Here is a 24934-nt window from a genome sequence, read left to right as displayed (position 1 = left end):
CCCCGCTCTGTGGGCAACCGATCGCCGAACCCAGGCGTCTTGTCAGATGTTCGCCCGAAGTGATCGAGTTAGGGGTACGGGTGCGAAGGCTTTTGTCACTCTGCGTCCTTGCGATGTTTGTGGCCGCCGCTGCCGGCTGCAGCGAGCCGAGCGCGCAGGCGGAGACGCCTGGTCTCGCACCCCGCGGCACGACAATGACCACCGTGCAGCCCACCCGCCAGGACCTTGCAAACAAAGTGAGCCTGTCCGGCAAGGTGACCATCAACCCGGTATTCGGGATCGTGGCCCCAGTCGCAGGGCAGGTGCGGTATCGCGATGTCACGCCGCCGCGGAGTACGCCGACCAAGCCGACGAGGGTGGCGAGCGTCTGGGCGTCCGGCAAGGCGCACCGCATCGAGGTCCCGGCGGGTGCGGTGTTCGCCGGCCGACTGGTGGACGACGGCTCCAAAGTGACCGCCGGAATGCCCATCGTTTCGGCTAAGAAGGTCGGCTACGGGCTCGTCGCCGACATCGACGGTGCCCAGGCTTACCAGATCTCGGATGCCCTCGCGACGGTCCAGGCCCAGATCAAGAACGGCCCCGGGCCTTTCCCGTGCAAGGTGCTCGGCACCATCGCGGCCCTGCCCGCCGGCACCATCCCGGACCCGCCGGCCGTCGAGCCGTCCGCCGCGCCGTCCGGCCAGCCGTCCGCTCCGCCAGTCGTCCAGGCGTCGCCAAGCCAGCAAGAGCGGACCGAGCCGTCGGAGCCGACCGGGATGCGCCTGGTGTGCACCGCGCCCGCCAACGTGAAGCTGATCAACGGTGCCAGCGCGACGCTCGAGGTGGTGACCGCGAGGGCCGCCAAGGCGCTGGTGCTCCCGGTCGAAGCGGTCGCCGGCGGGCAGGGCCGCGGCAAGGTGGACGTGGTCAAGCCGGACGGTACCCGGGAGACCAGGGATGTCGTGCTCGGGCTCAGCGACGGCAAGGTCGTGCAGATCAAGTCCGGTCTCACCGGCGAGGAGACGGTCGCCGTCCCTGGCCCCAACCTCCCACCCGCCAAACCAGGCGTTGAGGGCGACCCGTCCGCTCCGATGGGTGGAAAATGACGGCGTTGCTGCAGCTCCATGGCATCACGAAGACGCTGAAGGGCCAGAAGACGCCGCGCATCATCCTCGACGGAACCGACCTGACCGTCGACGGTGGTGAGAGCGTGGCCATCCTCGGACGGTCGGGATCCGGCAAGAGCACGCTGCTCAGCCTGATCGGCCTCTTCGACCGGCCCGACGGTGGACAGTATCTGCTGAATGGCCGGGACATCACCCGGCTGCCGGAGCGGAAGGCGGCAGCTCTGCGCAGCGCCGAGTTCGGCTTCGTGTTCCAGCGGTTCTTCCTGCTCAAGCACCTGACCGCCGCGCAGAACGTGGCGATGGCCCTGGTCAACGGCCAGGGCTGGCTACCGCGCCGCAAACGCAGGGCCCGCACCCTGGAGGCCCTCGACCGGGTCGGCATCGCCCATCTGGCCAAGCACCGGCCGGCCCGCCTGTCCGGCGGCGAGCAACAGCGGGTGGCGATCGCCCGGGCGCTCGTGCGGCAGCCGCGTCTGCTGCTGGCCGACGAGCCAACCGGTGCGCTGGACACGGAGACGGGCAACCTGGTGATCGAGGTGCTGCGCTCGGCGACCGACCGGGGCTGTGGCCTGATCCTGGTCACCCACGACTGGGACCACGCCAACAAGATGCAACGCGTGCTGCGCCTCAGCGACGGAAAACTCCACCCGGCTACCGACACGAGGAGCGTGCGTCAGTGAGCGGGCCAGCACGGCACACAGCTGAGGTCGGAACGGTGCGAGCCGATGCTGAGCGAAGCGGGGTGGCCGCGTGATCCGGCTCTCCGGGCGGTTCCGGTCAGCTCTGATCATCGGTGGTCAGGGCATCCGAGCCCGCAAGACCCGCACCCTCCTGTCGATGGTGAGCCTGTTCCTGGGGGTGCTCGCCGTGGTGGTCGTCCAGGTCGGCGCCGAGACCGCCAAAAGCGCCCGGCTGGCTGACCTGGAACTGCACATGGGCAAGGACGGCACCCGACAGACCTACCTGCCGGGCAACGCCGACACCATCCAGATCAGCCAGGACACCCTGAAAGGGCGCAACGACGCAGTCGCCGTCTCCACCACCCAGGCGATCATCGGAGAGCCGAACGTCAGCCCGGTCAACCCCGGCGCGGCACCGTTCGACCAGCCGGGCGGCGGACCGTACGCGGGCCCCGGTGGCGGCGACATGTACTGCGACCCCCGCGGCTACTGCCAGCCGATGAACGGGCCCGACGACGCCCCAGCCGTTCCCGTGCCCGGCAAAGCGATCGAGCTGAGCCTCAACGCGCTCACCGGCGACATCCGCCAGTTCCGGCCCTTCCGGCCGGTATCCGGCCAGTGGCTGGACTTCTCCTCCGACCCGTCGCTGTCCCCCCGGATCGTCATCAACCTCGAAGCAGCCAAAGGCTTCACCCGCCACCAGGTACCAGCCGAGATGCGCATGGAAGGGGTCACCGCCAACCCGACGCCACGCATCATCGGCGTCATCGACGACGGCAACCCGCAGCCCACCGCCTACACCCGAGCCGATGAGCTACAGAACTGGGTACCCCGCGCGAGCAACGGCGGCGACTACGGACCCGGGCTGCAAGTGATGCTCGCGCCCACCGCGGCCGACGTGGAGCAGCTACTACGGATCCGCCTCACGGCCAGCGGGATACCCGCCGACCAGATCCACTTCGAGACGATCCAGGCGCGCAAGGACATCGCCAAGGAGCTGGCACTCATCCGCTGGATCTTCCTCGGCATGGCCGGCCTGGTCCTCCTCATCGGCGTCGCCGGCATCCTCAACGTCGGGCTCGCGACCGTCGGAGAGCGGGTCGAGGAATTCGCGCTGCGGCGCGCGGTGGGCACCTCACGGTCGCCGCTGGCCGGCATCGTCCTCGCGGAGACGCTGTTGACCGGCCTGCTCACCGCAGCCGCCGCCATCGGACTGTCCGCGCTCGCACTCACCGCGATCAGCACGCTGTTCGGCGATCGGGAGCAGCTCCTACGGGACCTCGTGTTCCCCTGGCAGGCAGGGGCCGCAGGTGTCATCGCCGGCCTGATCGCCGGACTGCTCGGCGGCCTCGTCCCGGCCATCCGCGCCGCCCGCATCCCGATCGCCACCGTCATGCGCGCCTGAGCGGGTATGACGGATCGGCACGCACATCGCCCGAACAGATATTGGGAACGCTGCTAAGCCCGGCGGTGGCCTGGACTTCATGCACCCCGGCGACACCCTCGTCATACCGGGCACTGGACCGGCTCGCGCTCGGCATCAGCCCCGGCACGCTCTACCACCACATCCCCGACCTGCGGGAGCTGCGCGCCGCCGGCCGAGCCCGCCACCAGCTGCCCGCCGGCGTCACCGGCTGACCGGATACAGGATCACCGGCGTTCGGGCGGGCGAGCGGCGGGACAGCAGGCATCCAGTCAGCGCGGCGGCGAGGCCGGCCAGCCCGGCTGCCGCGAAGCCGCCCGCTGGCACGGAGACGTCGATCGCCAGCCCGACGATCGGGGATCCGAGCGCGAAACCCGCGCTCTGCGCCGAGGATTGCAGACCTGTCGCCTCACCCCGCACGCTGGCCGGCGCCAGCCGGCTCACCGCGTCGGCCACGGTGGAAAGGGTCGGCGCGGTGAGAAGCCCGGTGCCGACAACGGCCACGCACAACCAGGGCCAGTCGTGGGCCAGCCCGGCGGGAATCGTCACGAGCCCGAGCAAGCCGAGCAGCAGCCACGTGGGCAGCGGTCGGGGCAGCGCGCCATAAATCAGCCCGCCGGCGACGGAGGCCACGCCGAACACGGCTACGACCACGGCGGCCCAGGACACCTGACCTGCTTCTTCGAGCGTGGCGACGATGGCGAGGTCGACGCCGCTGAGCAGCGTCGTGGTGCCGAACGCCATCATCAGCACGGCGATCATGCCGGCGCCCAGCCATTCCCGGCGCGGGGGCCGTCCGGGCGCGCCGGCATCCGCCTCGTCCTCGGCACGCAGCGGCGGGTTGAGCAGGGCGATCCCGGCTCCGCCAGCCGCGATCGCGGCGCCGACCCCCCACGCGACCACACTGGGGGACATCGTCGCCGCACACAGGATCACTACCGCCGGGCCCACGATGTACGACAGCTCGCCCTGCACCGATTCGAGCGCGAACGCGGCCTGGCGCTGTCCCGCCGTGGTCATCGCGGCGATCGCCTGCCTGGTCACCGGCTGGGCCGGCACCATCAGCAGACCCGCCGCGAAGGCAGCGCCCAGCAGGATCCCGTACGGCAGGGCCGGCACGCTCAGCCAGAACACGACCTGCAGTACGACAGTTCCCAGCAGCACAGTGCGCGGGCCCCGCCAGTCGATCATGCGGCCTAGCAGTGGCCCGCCCAGCGCCACCCCGGCGGTCAGAGCCGCCGCGACGCCACCGGCTGCCGTGTAGCTCATTTCCAGGCCCAGCACGACATACATCGTCAGCGCCATCACGTCAGCCGTGATCGCGGCACGGGCGAGCAGCGAAACACCCAGCAGCGGTGCCATCCCTGGCACGGCGAGTACCTGTCGATATCTGGTCACCTGCGGGACGCTAGGTCGTCCGTAAGATCATAGGAAGTGCTTAACTTCTTGGGCCTGGCATAATGAATGCTTATGGCAAGGGATCTTGAGACCGCGCTGCTGCGGTCGTTCGTCACCGCCGTGCGGGCGGGCAGCATCACCCGCGCCGCGACCGCGCTCGGACATACCCAGCCCGCGCTCAGCCAGCAGCTGCGCAAGCTCGAGAGCGTCGTCGGCCGCCCGCTGCTTCACCGATCGCCGTCTGGCGTCTCGCCGACCCGGGCGGGTGAGGAGCTCCTGCCCTACGCCGAACGCATCCTCTCGCTCTCCGCACAGGCACTCACCGAAACCGGGCGCGCGCTTACCGGCCGCTGCGGCGTCGGGTTACTCGAAGACCTCGCCGCGTCCCAGCTTCCACAGGCCCTCGCCGACCTCGCCCGGCTGCACCCCGGCGCGACGCTGGAGGTGCTCACCTTCTCCAACGCCGCGATGCGGGAGGCCTACGACGCGGGCCGCGTCCAACTCGTGCTCGACGAGGTGCCGTACCTTCCCGGGCCGCCGCGCTGGACGGTACGCCGCCCGCTGGTCTGGGCAATCGGCCAAGGCGTGGACGTCGCTGCCGATCCGCTGCCGGTGGTGCTGTTCTCCAACCCGTGCTTCTGGCGTACGTCAGTGCTGGAAACGCTCGAACGTGCCGATCGGCGCTGGCGGGTGGCGTTCGAAAGCAACAGCCTGCTCGGTGTGCTCGCCGCGTTACGGGCCGGGCTCGGCGTCGCGGCGCTCATGCCCGCGAACCTCGAACCGATCATGGCCTGCCACGACGCGGACGCCCTGCCGACCCTGCCGGACGTCGAGCTCGGTCTCGCACGGCACCCACGGACCGAAGGTGATCCGCTGATCGATGCCGTGGAGACCGCGCTACGACGCACGATTTGAGTTTCGCGGCTGGTCAGCGCGCGGTTTCGAACACGCCTCGCGGCCCCGCTCGGCAGCTGCTTGACGAGCCGGCATTCCCGGACCGACTACCAGCTACGCCCCAGTCGATCGGTGTCACGGCCGTGCATCGAGGAATCGCGTGATTGCCGCCGCGACGGCTTGGTGGTCTTCGAGCATCGGTAGGTGCCCCGTATTCAGGTCGTTCTGCCAGGCTGCGCCGAGTCGCTGGGCGCATCGTTGTTGCAGCGCCATCGGCAGCTCATGGTCGTCGGTGGTGCGCAGGTAACCGCGCCACCCGCTCCACGACCGGTGGGCGGTCCGGTCTCGGTAGAGGGCGGGTGACTCGGGGGTGAAGTCGGCGATGATGCGGTCGGCGACCTCCTCGTCCAGACCATGGGCGAGGCCACGTCTGATCGCCGAGTCCGGCGGCCGGGTACCGGCGAGTCGCATCGCGGCGTTGAGCACCCACCGGTTCGGCACCGGCATCGCCGAGATGAACGATCCTCCCGGCTGCGGGATCACGGCACTGATCGCCAGGAACGCGCTGACGCGTTCGGGCACGAGCCGGGCGACCTCGGCGCCGATCACACCACCGGCCGAATGCGCGACGATCGCGAACCCACCGGGCGGTGCGGAGTCGATGACCGCCTGGGCGTAGTCGCGCAACCGGGCCCGGCCGCCCTGCGGTCGGGAAGCGACACGGGTCTGCTGCCCTTCGCCGAGGTCGCGGCGGACGTCATCCCAGATCCAGGCGGGAAGCCCGGCGCCGCTGAGGAACATGATCGGATCGCGTGCAGTGCTCATGACACCAGCGTCACCCCCAGCGATGTCACCGGTATGTCACTATTTATTGGATGAACCGAACCGACCGTCTCTACGCCCTCCGCGAGGACCTGCGGCGCGCGGGGTCCGCCGGGCGCTCGGCGGAACGACTCGCCGAGGTCTTCGAGGTCAGCGTCCGCACGATCAAACGGGACATTTCGGCTCTGCAACACGGCGGCTTCCCGGTCTGGGCTCGACCCGGACCCGGTGGTGGCTACGTCGTTGACGCCGCCGCGACCCTCCCGCCGGTGAACTTCACCGACGCCGAGGTCTCCGGCCTCGCCGCCGCCGTGGCCGCCCACCGCGGACAGCCCTTCGACAGCCACGCCCGCGCCGCCCTCGTCAAGGTGCTCAGCGTGATGGACACCCGCACACGAGAAAACGCCACCGCGTTGAACGGTCGTGTCTGGATCGACCACACCGACACACCCGGCGACGCCCGGACTCGGCACGCCATCGAGCAAGCACTCCACGCACAACGCGTCCTCGTCGTGGACTACCGCGACCGGCATGGCACGCCCACCACCCGGCAACTCGATCCCGTGCTCCTGGCCCGCACCCAAGGACACTGGTACCTCGTCGGGCACTGCCACACCCGTCAAGCGATCCGCTGGCTCCGCCTCGATCGCATCAGCGCCGCACGCCTGACAACCCAGCCCGCCACTCGTATCCCCATCGAAGCCGTTGGCACACCGCCCAGCACCGCCGAAGCCATCGCTGAACTGTGACGCCACCCTGTGCGGCTCGAATATTCGATTCGGCCGTCTGAAGTGCGGCTCGTCGCTCGCGCACGACAACGCCGGAACGGCTACCTGCACACCGATCCCGAGGACATCGCCGGCGTCGCCACGCAACTGCGGCTGTACGACCTCACCCGACGGCGCACCGTGGCGGTGGCCGACGGGGTGGGGCTGGTGTTCTGCCGGGGCGACGTGCTCTGGTGGTCCACCGGCCGGCGTACGGTGACCGCTTGGCAGACCCTGGACCTGCGCACCCTGACCTGAGCCGGGCGGTGCCCCCGGCCGGTCAGACGTTCAGGTGGAAGTGCACCGCGAAGTAACCGGTGTTCGCCGTGGAGTTGGACGCCTCCACGCCGACCCACCCGTGGAACGTCCCAGTGTCGCCGATCACCTGGAGCTGCGGCTTGCGGTGCGAACCGCCGGTGTAGCAGGTGCTCGACGTCAGGCAGGTGCACCAATGCTCGTAGAAGTTTCGCCGGCCTGCTCCCGCGAGGTAGTAGCGGATCGGGGCGGAGGTCGCGCCGTTCGGGCAGGACGAACAGGTGGCGGTCGGGGGGCTGAGCCAGCTCAGGCAGTTCCCGTTGCATCGGGCGAACGACCGGAGGTCCATCCCGCTGGGGCCGGCGGCACCGGTGCTTCCGCTGTAACCGGCGTACCGGCCGGTGTACTGGGCCAGCGGGATATTGCTGACCGGCGTGTACGCGTCGCTCGAGGCAGAACTGCCGAAGCCCCAGCCGACGGTGACCCCGTAGTTGGAGCTGACGAAGTCGAGCCGGGCCAGGTCGCTGGCGGGCTGGCTGACCGCCCAGGTTTCCTGGACATCCCCGCTCCAAGTGATGGTGATGCTGTCACCGGAGTTGGTGTACGTGCCGCTCAGGGACTTCACGACGCCACCGGGCTGGAACTCGGCGGCCGTCCGCACCTCGCAGTCGTGGCCGGTGCAGCCGGTCGTCCGGACGCCCGTGCCGGCGGCCCCGACGACGGTGGCCCGGTTCCAGTACCAGAAGCTCTCGGTCACCGTGCCGTTGCCGAAGAAGTAGTAGGTCGCCAGCCGGACCCAGACCGGACCGGTGGCGGGCGCGCCGGCGGCGGGGATGGCCCCGAGCGCGACGCTGTAGATGCGCCGCCCGCCGGGGTAGTCCACCGCCTGCGCGGGCGCCGGCAGGACGACCGCTCCCATGGTCAGCGCCAGCAGCGCGGCGGCGAGATACCGCCAGGTGATCCTCCGTCGACGACCCATACGTCACTCCCCTTACGACCGACCGGTCGACATATCGTATCTGATCGATGCCGACCGGATGGTCCGGCGACGCGGGACGCCCAGCGAAGCCGCGCCGGGCAGGGGCCGAACGGGTCGGGCCGACGTTCCAGGAGTTCGTGCAGGGTCGGGAGTGTCAGTTAACGGCTGATGACCTGTTCAAAGAGCGGGGCGTACCCGAACCTGGCCAAGCACATCGAGGCGGCGCAGAACAGCGGGCTACCGGGCGAGTACCCGAACGGCACGCCCCTGCGGCGGCTCGTCGACTCCGCGCAGAAGCGCCTCAACGGCGACACGGCCCGCCCGCAGGGATTGATCCGGCCGGGAATACTTCATCTGGCTCACCCCGTGAGGGCGCGTACGGACGTCCTGCAATATTTACCGTGCGGCCGAGGCGCCGCTTCGTGCGGGATCCAGGGGCTGCTCCCCCACCGGCCAAACAAAGCGACAGGATCTCATCCGGAAAACCGGGCAATGGCGAGTAGTTGTCGGCCATGCGGCGCAAATTCCGCCCATCGTGCCGAGTGGTGTGGTTGGCCGGTCATCGCCGACAACACCAGCGACAGCACGTAGGTCGGCCGTGATGTAGGTGGCGAAGATCCGAGGCTGGCGGTGTGGCCCGCTCGATTGCCGCACCGGGCTGCCCCGGTGCGGCACGCTCAGCGGGCGGGCGAGATCGCCTTCACCTGGAACTCCCCGGTTGGCCCGACCTCGATGACGGGCAGCCGCCGTCCGACGGCGTTGCCAGTCGTGGCGTCCAGCGTGAAGGTGCCGCCGGCGCCGTGCACCTGGTTGCGCTCGCGGTCGGAACGCCCCAACTCGGAGCGCACGGTTTGCCGCGTGGGTAACTCCCCGGGCTTCAACCCGTTGGCGGTGCGGCTGATCGTCTCCGTCAGTGCCAGCATCGCATCGTGCATCATGACCCCCCACCCGTCGGCAAGGTCGGTCGTGTCGAAGCCGAGGCGTTCGAACTCGGCGGTGAGCCGATCGAACTCGGCGATCCCCATTGCCCGCGCGGCCTCCGGGTCGACGTGCGGGGCGTAGACGATGGACAGGCCCGGCTCGCCGCTCCGAGGGAGCAGGTCTGGCCTGGTACGCAGCATCGACGCGTCTGAACCGGTGACGAGGGTGATCCGACGGTCCCGCGCGCAGCCGCGCTGGCGCAGATTGTTGATCAGATCGTCCACCAGCACGGCGCGGCCAGCGTAGAGCACGGTGTCCGGGGCGCCGTCACCGCAGAGGTCTTTTGTGATCTCGCGGAACTGGGTGTCCAGCGACGCCTCGGTGTCGAATCGGCTCTCCACACTGATCGAGAGCGTCCCTGATCAGCTTAGCGATCTTGAGTCGGATGGAGTTTCCGGGATCGTTTCCCACCGTGGTGGAGATGCATGGACGTGGAGATGGAATCCTGCGCCCAGTGCGGCTCCGCGTGGCCGGTGGCCGGCGATGGTGGGTGTGCTGATCGTGTTCACGCCCTGGTGCCGGTGGGCTGCACGGGGCAGCCTGGGCCGGTCCGTTGGTGCGTGTCCCTCCGGACGCTTACCCGCCTGACCGTGAGGCCGGGTGGGGGAGGGTGCCCTGCGTCGCCTGGGCGCGGGGCGTGAGGTGCGGGGCCGGGTGGGGCCGGTCTTCGACCGGTCTCTCCGGGTGGCATTAGAGGTGCTGGGGGTGACGACGGCTGCGGCTTCGAGGGTGTCGACGACCGTGCGGATCACCATGGCGCCGGTGGTCTTGTCGGTGACGGTTTTGCCCTGATGGGTGAGTCCGCGGGCGGCGATCCTGCGCCAGGCGCCGTGGTCACGGTCGCCCTGCCAACCGCACCCGGTGTTGGGGCAGATGGCCCACTTCCATCCGGGTGTGGTGGGCCGGTCGGGGGCTTTGCGGTGCTGTAGCGGGGTCAAACATTGGGGGCAGTGCTTGGAGGTGTTGCGGGCGGGGACGGTGACCACGGCGATACCATGCTCGGCGGCGAGGTGCCGGATCCGGTCGCTGATCTTTCCGCGGACCTGTTGGGACAGGCGAGTATTCAGGGTGCGCCCCATACCCTTGGCTTCCATCGATCGTAGGTCTTCGAGGTAGATGACGGTCGCCCGGGCGGCGATCGCCTGGTCCACCATCCAGCGGGCGGCAGCCCACGCGAGCGCATTGTTGAGGTTGGAGCGGCGGGTGGACACGTGGCGGATCTCGCCGGCCAGCACCTCCTGTTTCGCCCTCAACTGCTCGTCGGGGCGGCCGCCGAGCAGCCGCGCGTACTGGTCGGCCTTCGCATGCAGCCGCTCTGACAGGCGCCGGAGCCGGTGCTGCTTGGCCAGGATGCCGGCGGCCCGGAACTGTCCACCCGCCCCCAACGCCGTGACCCGCCCGTCCGCCTGTAGTCGCAGGGCACCCGCGCTGAGGAGCGTGTTGAGGCCCCAATCCACGCCAAGCGCCACCGAGTGACCGGTAGCCCGGGCCTTCGGCACGGCATGCGTGTACGCCATGTCGGCACGCACCGTCCCGTCGGTGACGCGGAGGGTGGGCAGGTGCAGCACCGCCGAGGCAGGAACCGTGGACGGCAGCCTGATCGGACACGCCACCCACGTCCAGTCCCGATACCCTCGCGGATCCGGACGGGTGGGCAACTGCAGCCGCAGCAGCGCCCTACCCGGGTCGGTGTCGCTGCGTTCGATGATGGCCTGCTGCCGGTCACACGCGGCCAGCAGCAGCATCCGCGGAATCCGCGGGACGCCTTCCAACTCGAACACGTCCACCGGCAGCCGGCCGTTGGCCTTGGCGAACGTGGCAATCTGGCGGGTGCGGCCCTTGATGACATTCGACGGCAGATGCTGCCCGCCGGGGATCGAGGCCCGAACCTGATCCCACTCGGCGGGGGTGCGCTTGCGCGAATCGGCCGGCCACGCCGCCAGGACCCCGACGGTCACGTCAGCGCGCCACTTCACCGACCGCAGCGCACGCCCCGCCTGCTCCTGCGCCATCCGCACGACCCGATCATTGACCCTCACACCCCCAGGCGCGGTCACCGCCCAGCCCAGACGCCGCAGCGCCATCCACGCGTTCGACGGCAACCGCCGCCCGCCCGGGTCCACCCCGCCGGCCAGCACCTCCACATCCACGCGGTTCCAGTGCTCGCCGATCAGCGTGGCCACCATGCCCGCCACCAGATCAGCACACCGACCGACCCGCTGCGCCAGCACCGCCCGAGACAGCACCTCGCCGGTTGCCTCATCCACCCCCGCGCGCAGCACAGCACGGGCACACGCGGTCCGGGCAGCCTCACCCTCGACCAGCCGCAGCTTCCCGCTCACCGACTCAACGCCTCAACACGCATCCAGAAAAACCGGCTCTCACCGCCGACCCACACCACCGGAACCCTCCCCGAGCCAACCCAGATGTGATGCGTCACGGGGTGAACACCGACACGCTTCCCGACCTTGGAAAGCCGAAAACGTTCCACACAGGCAATCTATGATCACTGATCATCGATCATCAAATCGGTTAGCCTTGTCACGACTCCTGTGTCGAAGGATCGCACAGGCTCCGACCCTCGCGCCGCACCAACACCAGCCGCCATTTGAGACGCTGCTGATAGGAGCAGGAAGACGTGGACACGTCCGCCACGTGATCGTCTCTACGTGGACTCGAAAATGAACCGCGACGGGCGAAGTGGGCGGCGGTGGAATTGGCTGACGTCACCGACGTGACCGAGGATCTTGGGAACAGCACGATGGCGGTGCCGTGGACTTCGGACAAGGTGCTGCCGGTTGCGGTGACCGCCTCACCAACGCACCCCTGCCCACCCAGGGCATCGGCGCCGGCAAGAAGATCGCCGGATGGTGGAGAAGGTGGCCTCGACGACGGCGTTGCCGAAGCACGACCGGACCCGGCCCATCGACTGGCGCACCTTCCATCGGGCGCCTGGGCGAAGCCGCCCTCACTGCCGCTGTCGCTCTGAAAGATCACCCCTTCGACGTGACCACCGCGGGTGACGGCGGCCATGTTCAACGCCCTCCCCAACCACCCGACCTGACCCATTCAGCAGACCCAAAGACGAGCGCCTGGTTTTGATGTCTATTCGGTTACCGCCAGTGCTGCCGCCCGCGGGGATGGATCCGGCCAGGAAGCAAGTCTTGCTACGAGTACCCGGGTCGACGAAAGCAGGATGCGGCGCAGCCACCCCACGGCACGGCCCGCATTTTCGCACCGCCCAACACCTCATGGCGCGAGATGGATCCCGCGTGGCCCCCGACCGGCATCACCGGCCCGACTAGCTGGTCCTCGTGCATCCGTCCGGCTACCGCACGCTCAACCCTGCGGGAAGCTTCGTCGCCACCACGGCAAAATCCCCGCCTCTCGGGACGAGATCACGCAGGACACGAAAAACCATCACGCTTCGTGTGGAATAACGTGTCCGGTTCGATCACAAATACACGACACCCATGCTCAGGGCGGGTGCTCATGCCGTGAGCGCACCAGCGTAGCTTTCATCGACCACGCGTCTGCTGCATCGTGCGGCGGATCCACCCACGCTTCTGGGCGAGGTGGTGAGTGCCGACCGATTCACTTTTGTCGGTGCTGTGCCCGGCCGCAAGCGGCCGGGAACAGCCGGTCCACGACGTGTCAGTCGACGACGGGTGGCGCCGTCTTCGCCGCGGCCGCCAGGGCCGCCGCCGCGCTGGCGTACGGGTTGTAGGCGTACGTCCGAGACATGCTGCCCGGGATCGTGAAGTACTCGACGGACAGCTTCGCGGGGTCAGTGGCGATCTGGCCCCGGGCGGGCAGGTCGTCGCGGTCGTCCCAGCCCCACGGCGCGTTGGCCGAGTTGATCGAGCAGTCGAGCGTGTCCACGCCACAGTCGCCGGAGTCGTCACCGGCGAAGGTACCGAGGTTCGCGAACAAGCTGGTGTTGGCCCGCTGCGCCCACAGGCCGTCACTGGCGAAGATGTCGATAAGCTTGTATTGCACGTCGCGGTCGTCGCCGCTGCTCGGCGTCTCCGCCACGGTCGACGGGTAGTACACGATGCCGTCGCCGACGATGTTGTACTGCGGGTATGCCTTCAGGCCGTGGCCCTTCGCCTCCTGCGCGGTCACCGGGTGCAGGAACGCGTCGTGCGGCGACGCCTGGAGTTGTAGGGCGCCGTCGACGCTTTCCCGGCCGCTCGTCCAGGTGCTCCCGGCCGGGGTGTACGAGAAGAAGTTCGTGTGCGCCACGGTGACCGCGGAGCGCAGCACCCCGTACATGGATCCGTCCCGCTGGATCGCGAGAAGCACACCCTCGCCGTCGTTTTCGTGTTCGGTATCGAAGAAGTTGTCCGTCCAGTCCCGCGGGTGGAAGAACAGGTACGTGATGTACCAGTGCGTGCTCGTCTCCAGCACGGAGTAGTAGGCATGCGCGGCGAAGGATACGCCCGCCTGGCCGGCGCGGTCCCAGTTGTTGCGCCCGTTGAGATCGCCGTCGAAGTCGATCTTCGTGATGTAGTCGGACCTGCCACCGAGCGCATGGCTGCCCGTGACGTCGACGTCCTGGTAGTGGATCGGCGCCCAGCGCAGCGCCATCTGCGCCCTGGTGACCGTCGCGCTCGCCGGTGCGGGCACCGCGAACCCCGCCGTCACGAGCGCCGCAGCCGCCACGGTCGCCACCAATGATCTCCCAGCGATCCTGCTTTTGTTGGGCATGCGTGCTCCCCCGTCCCGGGGTATAGATAGACCGATGACAATCTATCTGGTTCGCGGCCCCCGGCGCGTGACCACCGGACGAAGAAAATCAACGGTGGTGAGGTAGATGAGCAGGAACGGCAGCGGGAGCCCGCGCCCCACCGCAGACAGGCGGACGTCGACTAGAAACGGTCGCCGTTCCATCCTGGAGGGTAGAGCTCGCTGCAACAAGTGCCTGTTCTCCTGCCCTGCATTCCGCACCGTCGTCAGAAGCCCGCCCGCAACCAGGGCGGCGGGGATTTCCGATCCGAATGTCATCGAGCATGCGGCGGCGGCTTGTATCAGTCGGCACCAGCGGCGCGCCCGCCCAAGCAAGGCCGGCCGGCGGTAACCACCCGGGTCGGGAACAGGCGTCGACTGTTGACGCGGGCCTGGTTACGTGATGTGCTCGGAGCGTAACGCTAACGGCAATCATGGTCGTTAAGCCTTGAAGGAGGACCATGTCTCTCACCGTGCCGCCTGCCCTGCTCGAAGCCGCCGAGACCGGCCCCGTGGACGACGAGGCTTTCGTCGCCTGTGTCCGGGATTCCCTCCCGTACGCCTGGGACACCGTCAGTCGTGTGGTCGCCGACCTGGAATCGTCCGACGCCGAGTTCGCCGACAACGTCGTACCGCCGCCTACTGAGGCGGAGCGTGGGCAGCTGCTGCGTGCGCTGGCCAGCGATGCCATCCGGGCGAGCTTGGAGCGCCACTTCGGGGTGAAGCTGGCGTTCCAGAACTGCCATCGGGTGGCGGCGTTCCGGGTGGGTGCCGTGGACTCCGGCACGTACCGTCGTTTCATCTCGACTCGGGGACAACTGCTCAACCAGTCACCAGAGCTGCGTGACTGCTGAACCGCCCGGCAGTTCGCGGCCCGGCGAGCAGGCCCAATGGCACCTGTTCCTGCTCGCCGGGCACCGCGCCGGCCGCGCCCACGCGCAGGCGCTGGCGGACGCGCACCGCTACGGCCTGGCCGCGGAGGCCGCCGGCTACGCCGGCGTCTGGGTCGCCGAGCACCACTTCATCTCCTACGGGGTATGCCCGTCTGCCATCACCTTCGCGGCGCACCTGCTCGGGGCGACCCGCCGCATCACTGTCGGCACCGCCGCCTGCGTGCTGTCGGTCCGGCATCCGGTGAGCGTGGCGGAAGAGGCGGTGCTGCTCGACGAGTTGTCCGGGGGCCGGTTTCGGTTGGGGGTCGCCCGGGGCGGGCCGTGGGTCGACCTGGAGGTTTTCGGCACCGGCCTGGATCGCTACGCGTACGGCTTTGCCGACGCGGTGGAGATCGTAGTGCGGTGGTTGTCGGGCGCGGCGCAGGTCGCCGGCAACGGGAGGTTCCCCTTCCGGCCGGTGCAGGTGGTGCCGCGGCCCCGCCGGCGGGTTCCGACGTGGGTCGCGGCGACCTCGCCCGCCACCGTGGACCTCGCCGCCCGCCACGGCCTCCCGCTGCTGCTCGGGCTGCACGCCGACCTGCCGGAGAAACGGTCGTTGCTCGACCGGTACGCGCAGGTCGCCGCCGTGCACGGTCACGACAGCACGCAGGTGCCGCATGCCAGCGCCCATCTGGCGCACGTCGAGGACGCCGACGCGGATGCAGCTCGGACGGTACGAGAGCAGATGCCCGGGCTGCTGGCCGGCACCAGGGAGTACGTCCGTCTCGACGGCGCCGCGGCCGGTCCGCCCGACATCGACGAGTACGTCCGGCGTCTGATCGCTATGCATCCGGTCGGGTCGCCGCAGCGGTGCCGGGCGGCCGTGGACGCGGCCGTGGCACTTCCCGGTGTGCGGCATCTGCTGTTTCTGGTCGAGGTGACCGGGGACCGCGCGACGACCCTGCGCACCATACGGCGGCTCAGCAGGGAGGTGTTGCGCCGGAGGTAGTGACGACCGAGAAGTGGGTGAACTGCCCGATGGCGAATCGTTACGGCGAGTCGCGGGGATACCGCTCGGCAGGCCTGAACCATCACGTACGCTCGCGCTCATGGCAACGGTTTCCAATAGAGTGGGAGGGCATCAGCGGTGAAGGTCGCGTTCGTGGGCAAGGGCGGCAGCGGCAAGACCACTCTCGCCGCGCTGTTCGCCCGGCATCTCGCCGGCCAGGGCGTGCCGATGCTGGCCGTCGACGCCGACATCAACCAGCACCTCGCTGCCGCCCTCGGCGGGGATGCGGACGCGCCGCCGCCGGTGAAGCCGCTCGGTGAGCACCTGCCGGCCATCAAGGACTACCTTCGCGGCGCCAATCCCCGCATCACCAGTGCGGATCGAATGGTCAAGACGACTCCGCCGGGGCGCGGTTCGCGGCTGCTGCGGGTGGTCGAGGACAACCCGATCTACGCCGCCTGCGTACGGGAGGTCGGTGGGGTGCCGCTGGCGGTCACCGGCGAGTTCGCCACGGAAGATCTCGGCGTGGCCTGCTACCACTCAAAGGTGGGAGCGGTGGAGCTGCTGCTCAACCACATGCTCGACGGCCCGGGCGAATACGTCGTGGTGGACATGACCGCGGGCGCGGACTCGTTCGCCTCCGGGCTGTTCACCCGCTTCGACCGCACGGTGCTGGTGTGCGAGCCGACGGTGCGCAGCGTCGGGGTCTACCGGCAGTACGCCGGCTACGCCCGCGACTACGGAGTGGCCCTGTCGGTGGTCGGGAACAAGGTCGAGGACGCCAGTGACCTCGAGTTCCTCCGCGAGCACGTCGGCGGCGACCTGTTGGCCTGGTTCAGCAGGTCAGACTACGTCCGCCGAGCGGAGCGGGGCAGGGTCGGCGCACTGGTCGAACTCGAGGCCGCCAACCGGGCAGCCCTTGTCCGACTGACGGAGGCGGTGGACGACACCATGCAGGACTGGGCGGCCTTCACCCGGTGGGCGCATGAATTCCATCGGCGCAACGCCGCCGCGTGGGCCAACGAGCGCGCCGGGGCGGATCTCACCGATCAGATCGACCCGGAGTTCCGGATGGGACCGCAGGCGGTCAGCGAGCCCGCGGTGGTGGGTCGCTGATCCGGGGAGCCCCTGGTCAGGCGGCGCACTTATCGCAGGTGCCGAAGATTTCCAGGGTGTGACCGACGTCGGTGAAGCCGTGCTGGCTGGCGACCTGGTCGGCCCACCGCTCCACGGCCGGGCCGGCGACCTCGACCGCACGCCCACACTCCCGGCACACCAGGTGATGGTGGTGCCGGCTCTGGCTGCACCGCCGGTACAGGTACTCCCCGCCCGGCAGCCGCGTCGAGTCGATCTCGCCGCCGTCGACCAGCATCTGCAATGTCCGGTAGACGGTGGTCAGGCCGACCCGCGCCTTGCGGTCGACGAGCATCTGGTGCAGCTGCTGCGCGCTGTGGAAGCCCTCCACCTCGCGCAGCAGCGCCAGCACCTCGGCACGCTGCCGGGTGTTGCGGGTCGCTGTGGGCATTGCCTCGGTCACCGTCCGCCGTCTCCGCTCGTCACAGCGCCTGCTCGACGCCCGATTCCCTGTCCTCCGTGACGCTGGTGGTCACGTGATATCCGAACCCATTATGCATTGCGCATATGTTCACACCGCCTGTCACCGCCCGGCACCGGTGGTCCAGCGAATGAAGGAGTCGTGGGTGCGGCTCCAGGCGGTTGACGGTATGCCCGCCTGGAGGCAGGTCGACGGCTAGGCAACGCCAGCGGACATCGCCGAGTTCGACTACCGGGACTCCCCCGCCTGGACGCGGTCACCGCCCCGGGGCACGGTGACTCTCTGGCCAACGATGCGGGCGCCACCGCCACCGGCGGTCACAGTGAATGCCACGCCCGCTGCCGGCCGGCAACTGTTCGGCGGGCTCAACCTGATCACCGACGAAGGCGGGGTCGTGGGCCGCAGCGCAATCGGCGCTGCGAAGAGGTCCCCATTCGCGATGTCCGTCCCCGGCTCCCCAGGGTTCTTGTCCCCGGGCCGGACCGGCAGCCCATGCTCGCCCGCATCGTGCTGTCCTGCTGCGCCGCCGACGGCGTCCCCATCAAGATCGGCCTGCGTGGCCAGGTTCCGCAGGCGCCGGCGAACACCTGGGTACGGGCCACTGGCCGGTGGATTCCGCACACTGCCAAGGACCCCGTCAACGACGCCGATGTTCCCTATTTCCAGGTGGAGGACTGGCAACACATCCCCGCACCCGCCGAGCCGTACGAGTAGGACCGGCGATGGTTGCACAGGTGCTGATATGAGCACCTGACAGCTAGACCCAGTTATTGGAAATGACTACCGTTCCGCTCATCCAATGAGCAAGGAGCGGTTGTGACCCTATCCATCCGTACGCTCGGCACCGTCCTGGCGATAGCGACGATCGGCGCCGCCGCCGGCTGCGGTGCCGACACCAACACCGGCACCGCGACCGCGGCGAAGAACGGCACCATCGCCGTGGTCGCCACGACGCCCGAGGTCGCCGATTTCACGCGCAACGTCGGCGGCAACGCCGTCAGCGTCACCCAGATCATCAAACCGAACGTCGACCCCCACGACTACGAGCCCACCCCCGCCGACATCCAGGCGATCGGGGCCGCCAAGCTCGTCATCAAGAACGGCGTCGGACTCGAGGAATGGCTCGATGACACCATCTCCTCGGCCGACTTCAAGGGCACGGTCGTCGACACCTCGCAGGGAGTGGCGCTGCGCAAGGGCGACCCCGGCGACGAAGAGACGAAGGACGGCGATCCGCACATCTGGCACAACCCCCGCAACGCCAAGATCATGGCGGAGAACATCGAGAAGGCCCTCGTCACCGCCGACCCCAGCCACGCCGACACCTACCGGGCGAACTTCCAGGCGTACGCGGCGAAGCTGGACAAGCTCGACGCGGACAACGAGCGCAAGTTCGCCGCCCTGCCGGCAGACGCCCGCAAGCTGGTCACCAACCACGACGCGTTTGGCTACTACATCGACCGCTACCAGCTGCAGTTCATCGGCGCGGTGATCCCCAGCCTGGACACCAGCGCCGAACTGTCCGCCACCCAGATCAACGACCTGGTGGCGAAGATCAAGGCCACCGGCACCAAGGCGATCTTCAGCGAGAGTTCCCTGCCGCCCAAGGCCGCCGAGGCAATCGCCCGCCAGGCAGGCGTGAAGGTGGTCGGCGGGGAGGACGCCCTCTACGGCGACAGCCTCGGCCCCGAAGGCACCCCCCAGGGCACCTACCTCGGCGCCGAGGAACACAACACCGACACCATCGTGGCAGCCCTCGGTGGCTGAGCCCACCGGCGCGCCGGTAGCCGATTCCGCCCTGCACCTCGCGCAGGCCGACGTCGGCTACCGGCGCCACGCCGTCCTCACCGACGTGAACCTCACGGTGGAGCCCGGCCAGATCGTCGCCCTCGTTGGCGCCAACGGCGCCGGCAAGTCCACCCTCATCAAGGCCGTCGTCGGGCTCGCCGACGTCCTCGCCGGCACGATCACCGTCGCCGGACAGCCGGCGCGGCAGGCCCGCGGCGCGGCCGCCTACGTGCCGCAGGTCGACACCCTCGACGCCGACTTCCCCGTCACCGCCGCCGACGTCGTGCTCATGGGCCGCTACCATCCCACCCGCTGGCTGCGGCAAATCCGTGCGACCGACCGCGCCGTCGCCGCGGACGCATTGGAGCAAGTCGGGCTGGCCGACCGCGCACGCACCCGCTTCGGGCTGCTGTCCGGAGGCCAACGCCAACGGGTCCTGCTCGCCCGCGCCATCGCCGCCCAGACCCGACTGATGCTCATGGACGAACCCTTCAACGGGCTCGACGTCACCAGCCAGGACGTCATCGTCGCGCAGCTGCGGGACCTCGCCGCCGCCGGCACCGCCGTTCTGCTCAGCACCCACGACCTGCGCCTGGCCCGCGACCTCGCCGACACCGCCTGCCTCATCCACGGCGGGCACGCCGTCACCGGCCCCACCGAACAGATCCTCGCGGAGCTGCCCGGCACCTACGGCTACGGCAGCCAGGCCGCCGACCTGCACGCCGCGCGGCCCGGACGGTGACGGCATGAGTGCACTCGTCGCCCCGTTCAGCGTGCCGTTCATGGGCCGCGCCTTCGCCGAGCTGCTCCTGCTCGCCGTGGTGTGCGGGCCGGTCAGCGTGCTGGTCTTCCTGCGCCGGCTGGCCTTCGTCGCCGACGCGCTGACCCACACCGTCTTCCCCGGCGTGGTCATCGGATTCCTCGTCGCCGGCTGGACCGGCATCGCTGGCGGCGCACTCGTCGCCGCCCTGCTGACCGCGGTCGCGCTCACCGTGCTGACCCGCTGGGGACGGCTCAGTGACGACACCACGGTGGCTGTGCTGCTGACCGCCATGTTCTCTCTCGGCGTGGTGCTCGTGTCCCGTCAGCACTCCTACACCAGCGACCTGACCGCGTTCCTGTTCGGCCGGCTGCTCACCGTCACTCCCGCTCAGCTCGCGCAGACCGCCGTGCTGGCCGCGATCGTGCTCACCGGCCTCGCCGTCACCGCCCGGCCGCTGATCCTGCGGGCCTTCGACCCCATCGGCGCCGCCACCGCCGGGTACCGCCTCACCCTGCTCGATCTCGGGCTCAACACGGCCGTCGCGTTGGTCGTCGTCGCCGCCGTGCAGGCCGTCGGCACCATCCTGGTGATCGCCCTGCTCATCGTGCCCGCCGCCACCGCGCGCCTGCTGACCGACCGGCTCACCGCCATGGCAGTGATCGCCACCGCCGTCACCGGCCTTGCCGCCTACCTGGGCCTGCTGGCCAGCTGGACCGCCTCCGTCCGATACGGCGTCCGGCTCACCTCCGCCGCTGCGGTGGTGCTCACCCTCGTGGCCTGCTACCTGCTCGCCCTGCTCGCCGGCCAGCTCCGCCGCCGGCCGCACCCGCCCGCCGCGACGGTGACCCGGTGAGCTGGCTACTGCAGGACACCTTCGGCCGCGCCCTGGTCGAAGCCATCGCCGTCGGAGTGCTCACCGGACTGGTCGGCGTGCACGTCGTGCTGCGCCGGCTGTCGTTCTTCACCATGACCATGGCCCACGCCACGTTCCCCGGGGTGGTCGCCGCGTCCATCCTCGGCATCAACATCTACCTCGGCGGCGTGGTCGCCGGGCTGCTGACCGCCGCCGCCGTCGCCGCGCTGGCACGTACCCGCGGCCAGGAGAACACCGCCGCGACCGGAGTGATCCTCTCCGCCGGCTTCGCGCTCGGCGTCGCGCTGGTCGCCACCCAGAATGGTTTCAGCCGGGACCTGTCCGCCTTCCTCGTGGGCTCGATCCTCACCGTCACCACCGAGAACCTGGTCGTGACCGTCGTCCTGCTGGCGCTGACCGCGGTCGCGCTCGCCGTCGGCGGCCGACACCTGCTGTACGTCGGTTTTGATCCCGCCGGCGCCCGCGCCGCCGGATACCGCGTCCGGCTGCTCGACCTCGCTCTCCTGCTGCTGGTCGACCTCGTCGTCGTCGCGATCGTGCCCGCCGTCGGCACCATCCTCGCCCTGGCGCTCATCGTCGCTCCCGCCGCGGCTGCCCGCGCCTGGACCGACCGTCTCGCCCCCATGACCACTCTCGCCGCCACACTCGGTGCCGGCAGCGCCGCCGCAGGACTGTGGTTCTCCCGGCTATGGGATGTTGCTGCCGGTGGCAGCATCTCGCTGACCGCCGCCGCCGTCCTGCTCGTGTCGCTGGCGGCACACCGCCTGCGCGACGGGTTCCGCACGACCTTCCTCACCGCGCCGTGACCGGCGAGCCCGCCTCGATTGAGGAGATCAGCGAGCTGCTACGCACCATCGCCCACCCGGCGCGCATCCGCATCCTGCAGCAGCTCACGCGAGCCGACGCGTGCGTCACCGAACTCTCGGGCGCGCTGCAGCTACCCGCCTCACACGTGTCGCACCAACTTCGGCACCTGCGCCACGCCCGCCTCGTACGCCGCTACCGCCAGCAGGGCCGGATGCACTACGCGCTCACCACCGTCCCCGCCGTCTCTCTCGTCCTGGACGTGCTCAAACACTGCACGTGAGCGTGCCAGGCGTCGACGGGCACGACGCCGGACGAACTGTCGATGCAGCGTGGCTCCTCGCCTGGCCCGGAGAGGAGCCACGCCGCATCGGGTTGTCCAACCGGACTCACCAGTCCCCCTGCTGAGGCATCCGCTCCAGTTGCCTCCGCTGTCGGCAAGGACGAGCGCCCGCGCCGACAGCGGCGCGGGCGCTCAGCGCGGTGGTTGGCGTTGTTACCAGGACGCCTTGCGGATCCCCGGCAGCTCGCCCCGCAGCGCCATCTCCCGGAACCGCACCCGCGACAATCCGAAGCGGGTCAGCACGCCTCGCGGCCGGCCGTCGATGACGTCCCGGTTGCGCAGCCGCACCGGGCTGGAGTCGCGGGGCAGCCGCGCCAGGTGGCGGACGGCGTCGTCCCGCACCGCCGGGTCGGTGTCCGGGTGGGCGATGGTCTGCTTCAGCTCGGCGCGGCGCTGCGCGTGGCGAGTGACCAGGTCGACTCGGCGGGCCTGTCGGTTGGCGAGACTCTTGCGGGCCATGTCAGCGCGCCTCTCGGAACTCGACGTGCCTGCGGACGACCGGGTCGTACTTGCGCAGCACCATCCGGTCGGGGTCGTTGCGGCGGTTCTTGCGGGTGACGTACGTGTAGCCGGTGCCGGCGGTGCTGCGCAGCCGGACGATCGGGCGGACGTCGGTCTGCCGGGCCATCAGACCGTCACCCCCCGGGCGCGCAGCTCCGCGACGACCTTTTCGATGCCCTTACGGTCCACGGTCTTCAGCGCCTTGGCGGTCAGCGTCAGGCGGACCCAGCGCCGCTCCGAGGGCAGCCAGTAGCGGTGGTTCTGCAGGTTGGGGTTCCACCGGCGGCGGGTGCGCCGGTGGGAGTGGGACACGGCGTTGCCGAAGCTCGGCTCCGCGCCGGTGACATCACAGCGACGGGACACAAGTACTCCTCAAGGTTGCCATAACGATAATGGTTTTCATTCTTACCTTGGCTGACCGGGCGGCCTCCACTCGGGGTCCCCAACGACCTCGACCGGCACTGACGAACCGAGCCAGCACCTCCAGGGCAGTGGCCCGAGAGCGGGACCGCCGGCAGAGTCGCGGACCCAAGAGGAGGCGTGCCCGGCTCGGCACCAAAGCGGGCGCCACGTCTGTGCCGACCAGACGCCGGGGCGTGACACCCGCACCACGACCCCACGCCACCGGCGTCGCCGGGCCGCCCGGCACTTCCTGCGAGAAGACCTCGCCTGCCACTCGCCGTTGACCACGTGCCTATAATGACAATCGTTTTCAACTAAGTCGAGAGGACTGTGATGTCGACGTCCCCGCTCGCATCGGCCGACGCCGGAGTTCCGGCGTCCGACGCCCGACCGTCGTTGACCGTGCTCAGTGGCTTCTGGCCGTCCACCACGTACGCCGTAGCCCGCAGCCTGCTCGCGGCGGACCCGTCGTTGCTGCTGATCCGGCACGACCTCGCCGGCCTCGGCACCGGCACCGTCCACCGGATCGTGCGCGACGGCGAGGGAATACTCGAGGACGAGCGCATCACGCTCGCACATGGCTGTGTCTCCTGCACCCTGCGCGAGGACGTACTGCCGACCCTCGCCCGGCTGGCGCGCGCCCACCCGCACCGCGACCTGGTGCTGATGCTGCCGGAGGTGGTCGAGCCGGAAGCCGTCGCCGCCGTCTGCGCACACTGCCTGGTCGACGGCGCGCCGATCACCGACCTGCTGCACGTCGACTCGTACGTCACCGTCGTCGACGCCGAGCACCTGCTCGACGGGCTGGCCAGCACCGACGACCTCAAGACCCTCGGCATCCACGCCGCCGACAACGACGACCGCGGGCTCGCCGACGTCATCGTCCGCCAGATCGAGTACGCCGACACCCTCGTCCTGTGGGGACAGTCCCGGGAGGGCGCATACGACACCAGCCGGCTGGCGGTGCTGCTGGAGCGCATGGCGCCATGGGCGACCCAGGTGCGGGTCGACGGTGACGTCATCGACGCCGGCACCCTGACCCGCCAGCTGCGCGGCACCCGCCGGCACCGCCCCGAGACCCCCGGAGTCCTGACCCGCGGGCTGGAGGGCTACCACGTCGGCCTGCACGAGCCGCACCCCGACTGCGGAGTGGTGTCCGTGGTCTTCCGCGCCCGCCGCCCCTTCCACGCTCGACGACTGCACGACGTCCTCGAGGAGATCAACGCCGAGGTGATCCGCTCCCGGGGGCACCTGTGGCTGGCCAGCCAACCGGACACCGTCATCGCCTGGGACTTCGCCGGCGGCGGCCTCAGCCTCGGCTCCCTCGGCCGCTGGCTGGCCGCACTCCCCGACCCGCACTGGGACGAGGTGTCCGACCATCGCCGGCTCGCCGCTGCCCTCGACTGGGACCCCTACTACGGCGACCGGCACCAGCACCTCGTCTTCATCGGCCTCGACCTCGACCCCGCCGGCCTGCACCGCACCCTCACAAGCTGCCTGCTCACCGACGCCGAACTCGCCGACGGCGAGGACACCTGGCGCGGCTATGACGACCCGTTCACCGGCTGCTTTCCGCTCGCCGATCTCGACCCGACCGACACCGACACCGACACCGAAGGAGACACCGCATGAAGCCCGACATCCACCCCAGCTACAAGCCCGTCGTCTACCGTGACCGCGCCGCCGACTTCGCCTTCCTCACCCGCTCCACCGCCACCAGCGACCAGACGATCGAGTGGACCGACGGCAACACCTACCCCGTCATCGACGTGCAGATCTCCTCCGCCAGCCACCCCTTCTGGACTGGCAAGCAACGCCTACTCGACACCGAAGGCCGGGTGGAGAAGTTCCGCGCCAAGTACGCCCGCCGCGGACGGCAGCAACCACGATAAGCACGGCGCGCTTCGGCTGGCCGCGCACGCGCACCGCCTCGTCGGCGCCGCCGCAGACGATCGGGCCTGGTACCAGGCCGTCGGTTGCGGCTGCGCCG

28 protein-coding genes are annotated in these 24934 nt (G+C 69.7%); 18 read left to right on the top strand and 10 right to left on the bottom strand.

All coding sequences use genetic code 11. The features are described 5' to 3' along the window. The first annotated feature begins 194 nt into the window (after positions 1-194). From ACFYML_RS19040 to ACFYML_RS19025, 4 genes are all read left to right on the top strand, one after another. Positions 195-1085, top strand: coding sequence for an efflux RND transporter periplasmic adaptor subunit (locus ACFYML_RS19040; RefSeq protein WP_387421858.1), 891 nt, complete (start codon positions 195-197; stop codon positions 1083-1085). Then, complete coding sequence (locus tag ACFYML_RS19035) at positions 1082-1786, top strand: ABC transporter ATP-binding protein (RefSeq protein ID WP_387421857.1); 705 nt, start codon at positions 1082-1084, stop codon at positions 1784-1786. The genes ACFYML_RS19040 and ACFYML_RS19035 overlap by 4 nt, the downstream gene beginning before the upstream one ends. 70 nt (positions 1787-1856) lie before the next feature. Next, positions 1857-3191 carry an ABC transporter permease gene (locus ACFYML_RS19030; RefSeq protein WP_387421856.1) on the top strand — a complete coding sequence of 445 codons (1335 nt, stop codon included), beginning with the start codon at positions 1857-1859 and terminating at the stop codon, positions 3189-3191. Positions 3192-3256: 65 nt separating this feature from the next. Next, positions 3257-3424 (top strand): hypothetical protein, encoded by a 168-nt coding sequence (locus ACFYML_RS19025; protein WP_387421855.1) that lies wholly within the window; start codon positions 3257-3259, stop codon positions 3422-3424. Here the strand turns inward: ACFYML_RS19025 and ACFYML_RS19020 are convergent. Next, the gene (locus ACFYML_RS19020) at positions 3414-4571 is read right to left on the bottom strand and encodes an MFS transporter (protein ID WP_387421854.1); all 1158 of its coding nucleotides are present in this window, start codon (positions 4569-4571) and stop codon (positions 3414-3416) included. The genes ACFYML_RS19025 and ACFYML_RS19020 overlap by 11 nt on opposite strands. A 102-nt stretch (positions 4572-4673) precedes the next feature. Here ACFYML_RS19020 and ACFYML_RS19015 point away from each other — a divergent pair, with 102 nt between their 5' ends. Next, positions 4674-5522, top strand: a complete 849-nt coding sequence (locus ACFYML_RS19015; RefSeq protein WP_387421853.1) for a LysR family transcriptional regulator — start codon at positions 4674-4676, stop codon at positions 5520-5522. 114 nt (positions 5523-5636) lie between these two features. On the opposite strand, the gene ACFYML_RS19010 is transcribed toward ACFYML_RS19015, so the two are convergent. After that, positions 5637-6326, bottom strand: a complete 690-nt coding sequence (locus tag ACFYML_RS19010) for an alpha/beta fold hydrolase (protein ID WP_387421851.1) — start codon at positions 6324-6326, stop codon at positions 5637-5639. 50 nt (positions 6327-6376) lie between these two features. On the opposite strand from ACFYML_RS19010, the gene ACFYML_RS19005 reads away from it, so the two are divergent. Together ACFYML_RS19005 and ACFYML_RS19000 are read left to right on the top strand one after the other, a co-directional pair. Continuing rightward, positions 6377-7072, top strand: a complete 696-nt coding sequence (locus ACFYML_RS19005) for a helix-turn-helix transcriptional regulator (RefSeq protein WP_387421849.1) — start codon at positions 6377-6379, stop codon at positions 7070-7072. A 42-nt stretch (positions 7073-7114) separates the two neighbouring features. Then, positions 7115-7348, top strand: a complete 234-nt coding sequence (locus ACFYML_RS19000; RefSeq protein ID WP_387421848.1) for a hypothetical protein — start codon at positions 7115-7117, stop codon at positions 7346-7348. A gap of 22 nt (positions 7349-7370) precedes the next feature. Here ACFYML_RS19000 and ACFYML_RS18995 read toward each other — a convergent pair whose 3' ends face one another. From ACFYML_RS18995 to ACFYML_RS18980, 4 genes are all read right to left on the bottom strand, one after another. Then, complete coding sequence (locus tag ACFYML_RS18995; protein ID WP_387421847.1) at positions 7371-8324, bottom strand: hypothetical protein; 954 nt, start codon at positions 8322-8324, stop codon at positions 7371-7373. A gap of 677 nt (positions 8325-9001) precedes the next feature. After that, positions 9002-9535, bottom strand: coding sequence for a hypothetical protein (locus ACFYML_RS18990; RefSeq protein ID WP_387421846.1), 534 nt, complete (start codon positions 9533-9535; stop codon positions 9002-9004). A 132-nt stretch (positions 9536-9667) separates the two neighbouring features. After that, a complete protein-coding gene (locus tag ACFYML_RS18985; RefSeq protein WP_387421845.1) occupies positions 9668-11647 on the bottom strand; it encodes a zinc ribbon domain-containing protein in 1980 nt (659 codons plus the stop codon). A gap of 1312 nt (positions 11648-12959) precedes the next feature. After that, positions 12960-13979 (bottom strand): hypothetical protein, encoded by a 1020-nt coding sequence (locus ACFYML_RS18980; protein WP_387421844.1) that lies wholly within the window; start codon positions 13977-13979, stop codon positions 12960-12962. 515 nt (positions 13980-14494) lie between these two features. On the opposite strand from ACFYML_RS18980, the gene ACFYML_RS18975 reads away from it, so the two are divergent. From ACFYML_RS18975 to ACFYML_RS18965, 3 genes are all read left to right on the top strand, one after another. Continuing rightward, positions 14495-14887 carry an SCO5389 family protein gene (locus tag ACFYML_RS18975; RefSeq protein WP_387421843.1) on the top strand — a complete coding sequence of 131 codons (393 nt, stop codon included), beginning with the start codon at positions 14495-14497 and terminating at the stop codon, positions 14885-14887. Further along, on the top strand, positions 14877-15914 hold the full coding sequence (locus ACFYML_RS18970) for an LLM class flavin-dependent oxidoreductase (RefSeq protein WP_387421842.1): 1038 nt from the start codon (positions 14877-14879) through the stop codon (positions 15912-15914). Before ACFYML_RS18975 ends, ACFYML_RS18970 begins: the two co-directional genes overlap by 11 nt. 138 nt (positions 15915-16052) lie before the next feature. After that, positions 16053-17030, top strand: a complete 978-nt coding sequence (locus ACFYML_RS18965) for an ATP-binding protein (RefSeq protein ID WP_387421841.1) — start codon at positions 16053-16055, stop codon at positions 17028-17030. A gap of 16 nt (positions 17031-17046) precedes the next feature. On the opposite strand, the gene ACFYML_RS18960 is transcribed toward ACFYML_RS18965, so the two are convergent. Beyond that, positions 17047-17439: a Fur family transcriptional regulator gene (locus ACFYML_RS18960; protein WP_387421840.1), complete on the bottom strand. Its 393-nt coding sequence runs from the start codon at positions 17437-17439 to the stop codon at positions 17047-17049. A 522-nt stretch (positions 17440-17961) separates the two neighbouring features. On the opposite strand from ACFYML_RS18960, the gene ACFYML_RS18955 reads away from it, so the two are divergent. From ACFYML_RS18955 to ACFYML_RS18930, 6 genes are all read left to right on the top strand, one after another. Continuing rightward, entirely contained in the window at positions 17962-18183 is a 222-nt protein-coding gene (locus ACFYML_RS18955) for a hypothetical protein (RefSeq protein ID WP_387421839.1), read from the top strand. Positions 18184-18285: 102 nt separating this feature from the next. Then, positions 18286-19236 carry a metal ABC transporter substrate-binding protein gene (locus ACFYML_RS18950; protein WP_387421838.1) on the top strand — a complete coding sequence of 317 codons (951 nt, stop codon included), beginning with the start codon at positions 18286-18288 and terminating at the stop codon, positions 19234-19236. Continuing rightward, a complete protein-coding gene (locus ACFYML_RS18945) occupies positions 19229-19999 on the top strand; it encodes a metal ABC transporter ATP-binding protein (protein ID WP_387421837.1) in 771 nt (256 codons plus the stop codon). Before ACFYML_RS18950 ends, ACFYML_RS18945 begins: the two co-directional genes overlap by 8 nt. 4 nt (positions 20000-20003) lie before the next feature. Then, positions 20004-20873, top strand: a complete 870-nt coding sequence (locus ACFYML_RS18940) for a metal ABC transporter permease (RefSeq protein WP_387421836.1) — start codon at positions 20004-20006, stop codon at positions 20871-20873. Beyond that, entirely contained in the window at positions 20870-21700 is an 831-nt protein-coding gene (locus tag ACFYML_RS18935) for a metal ABC transporter permease (protein WP_387421834.1), read from the top strand. Before ACFYML_RS18940 ends, ACFYML_RS18935 begins: the two co-directional genes overlap by 4 nt. Next, positions 21697-21981, top strand: a complete 285-nt coding sequence (locus tag ACFYML_RS18930; RefSeq protein WP_387421833.1) for an ArsR/SmtB family transcription factor — start codon at positions 21697-21699, stop codon at positions 21979-21981. The genes ACFYML_RS18935 and ACFYML_RS18930 overlap by 4 nt, the downstream gene beginning before the upstream one ends. A 213-nt stretch (positions 21982-22194) precedes the next feature. Here ACFYML_RS18930 and rpsN read toward each other — a convergent pair whose 3' ends face one another. The 3 genes from rpsN to rpmB are packed head-to-tail and all read right to left on the bottom strand — an operon-like array spanning position 22195 to position 22905. Next, complete coding sequence (rpsN, locus tag ACFYML_RS18925; protein ID WP_387421831.1) at positions 22195-22500, bottom strand: 30S ribosomal protein S14; 306 nt, start codon at positions 22498-22500, stop codon at positions 22195-22197. 1 nt (position 22501) lies between these two features. Then, positions 22502-22669, bottom strand: coding sequence for a 50S ribosomal protein L33 (gene rpmG / locus ACFYML_RS18920; RefSeq protein ID WP_089006390.1), 168 nt, complete (start codon positions 22667-22669; stop codon positions 22502-22504). Then, on the bottom strand, positions 22669-22905 hold the full coding sequence (gene rpmB / locus ACFYML_RS18915; protein ID WP_357444439.1) for a 50S ribosomal protein L28: 237 nt from the start codon (positions 22903-22905) through the stop codon (positions 22669-22671). Before rpmB ends, rpmG begins: the two co-directional genes overlap by 1 nt. 372 nt (positions 22906-23277) lie before the next feature. Between rpmB and ACFYML_RS18910 the strand changes: the two genes are divergently transcribed. After that, positions 23278-24576 carry a CobW family GTP-binding protein gene (locus ACFYML_RS18910; RefSeq protein ID WP_387421830.1) on the top strand — a complete coding sequence of 433 codons (1299 nt, stop codon included), beginning with the start codon at positions 23278-23280 and terminating at the stop codon, positions 24574-24576. Beyond that, positions 24573-24836: a type B 50S ribosomal protein L31 gene (locus tag ACFYML_RS18905; RefSeq protein WP_387421829.1), complete on the top strand. Its 264-nt coding sequence runs from the start codon at positions 24573-24575 to the stop codon at positions 24834-24836. The genes ACFYML_RS18910 and ACFYML_RS18905 overlap by 4 nt, the downstream gene beginning before the upstream one ends. Positions 24837-24934: the final 98 nt, after the last annotated feature.

Source organism: Micromonospora sp. NPDC007230 (genome assembly GCF_042869115.1).
Classification (GTDB): Bacteria; Actinomycetota; Actinomycetes; order Mycobacteriales; family Micromonosporaceae; genus Micromonospora.
Note: the sequence above shows the minus strand (reverse complement) of the source record. Positions and strands in the feature narration are given on the sequence as shown.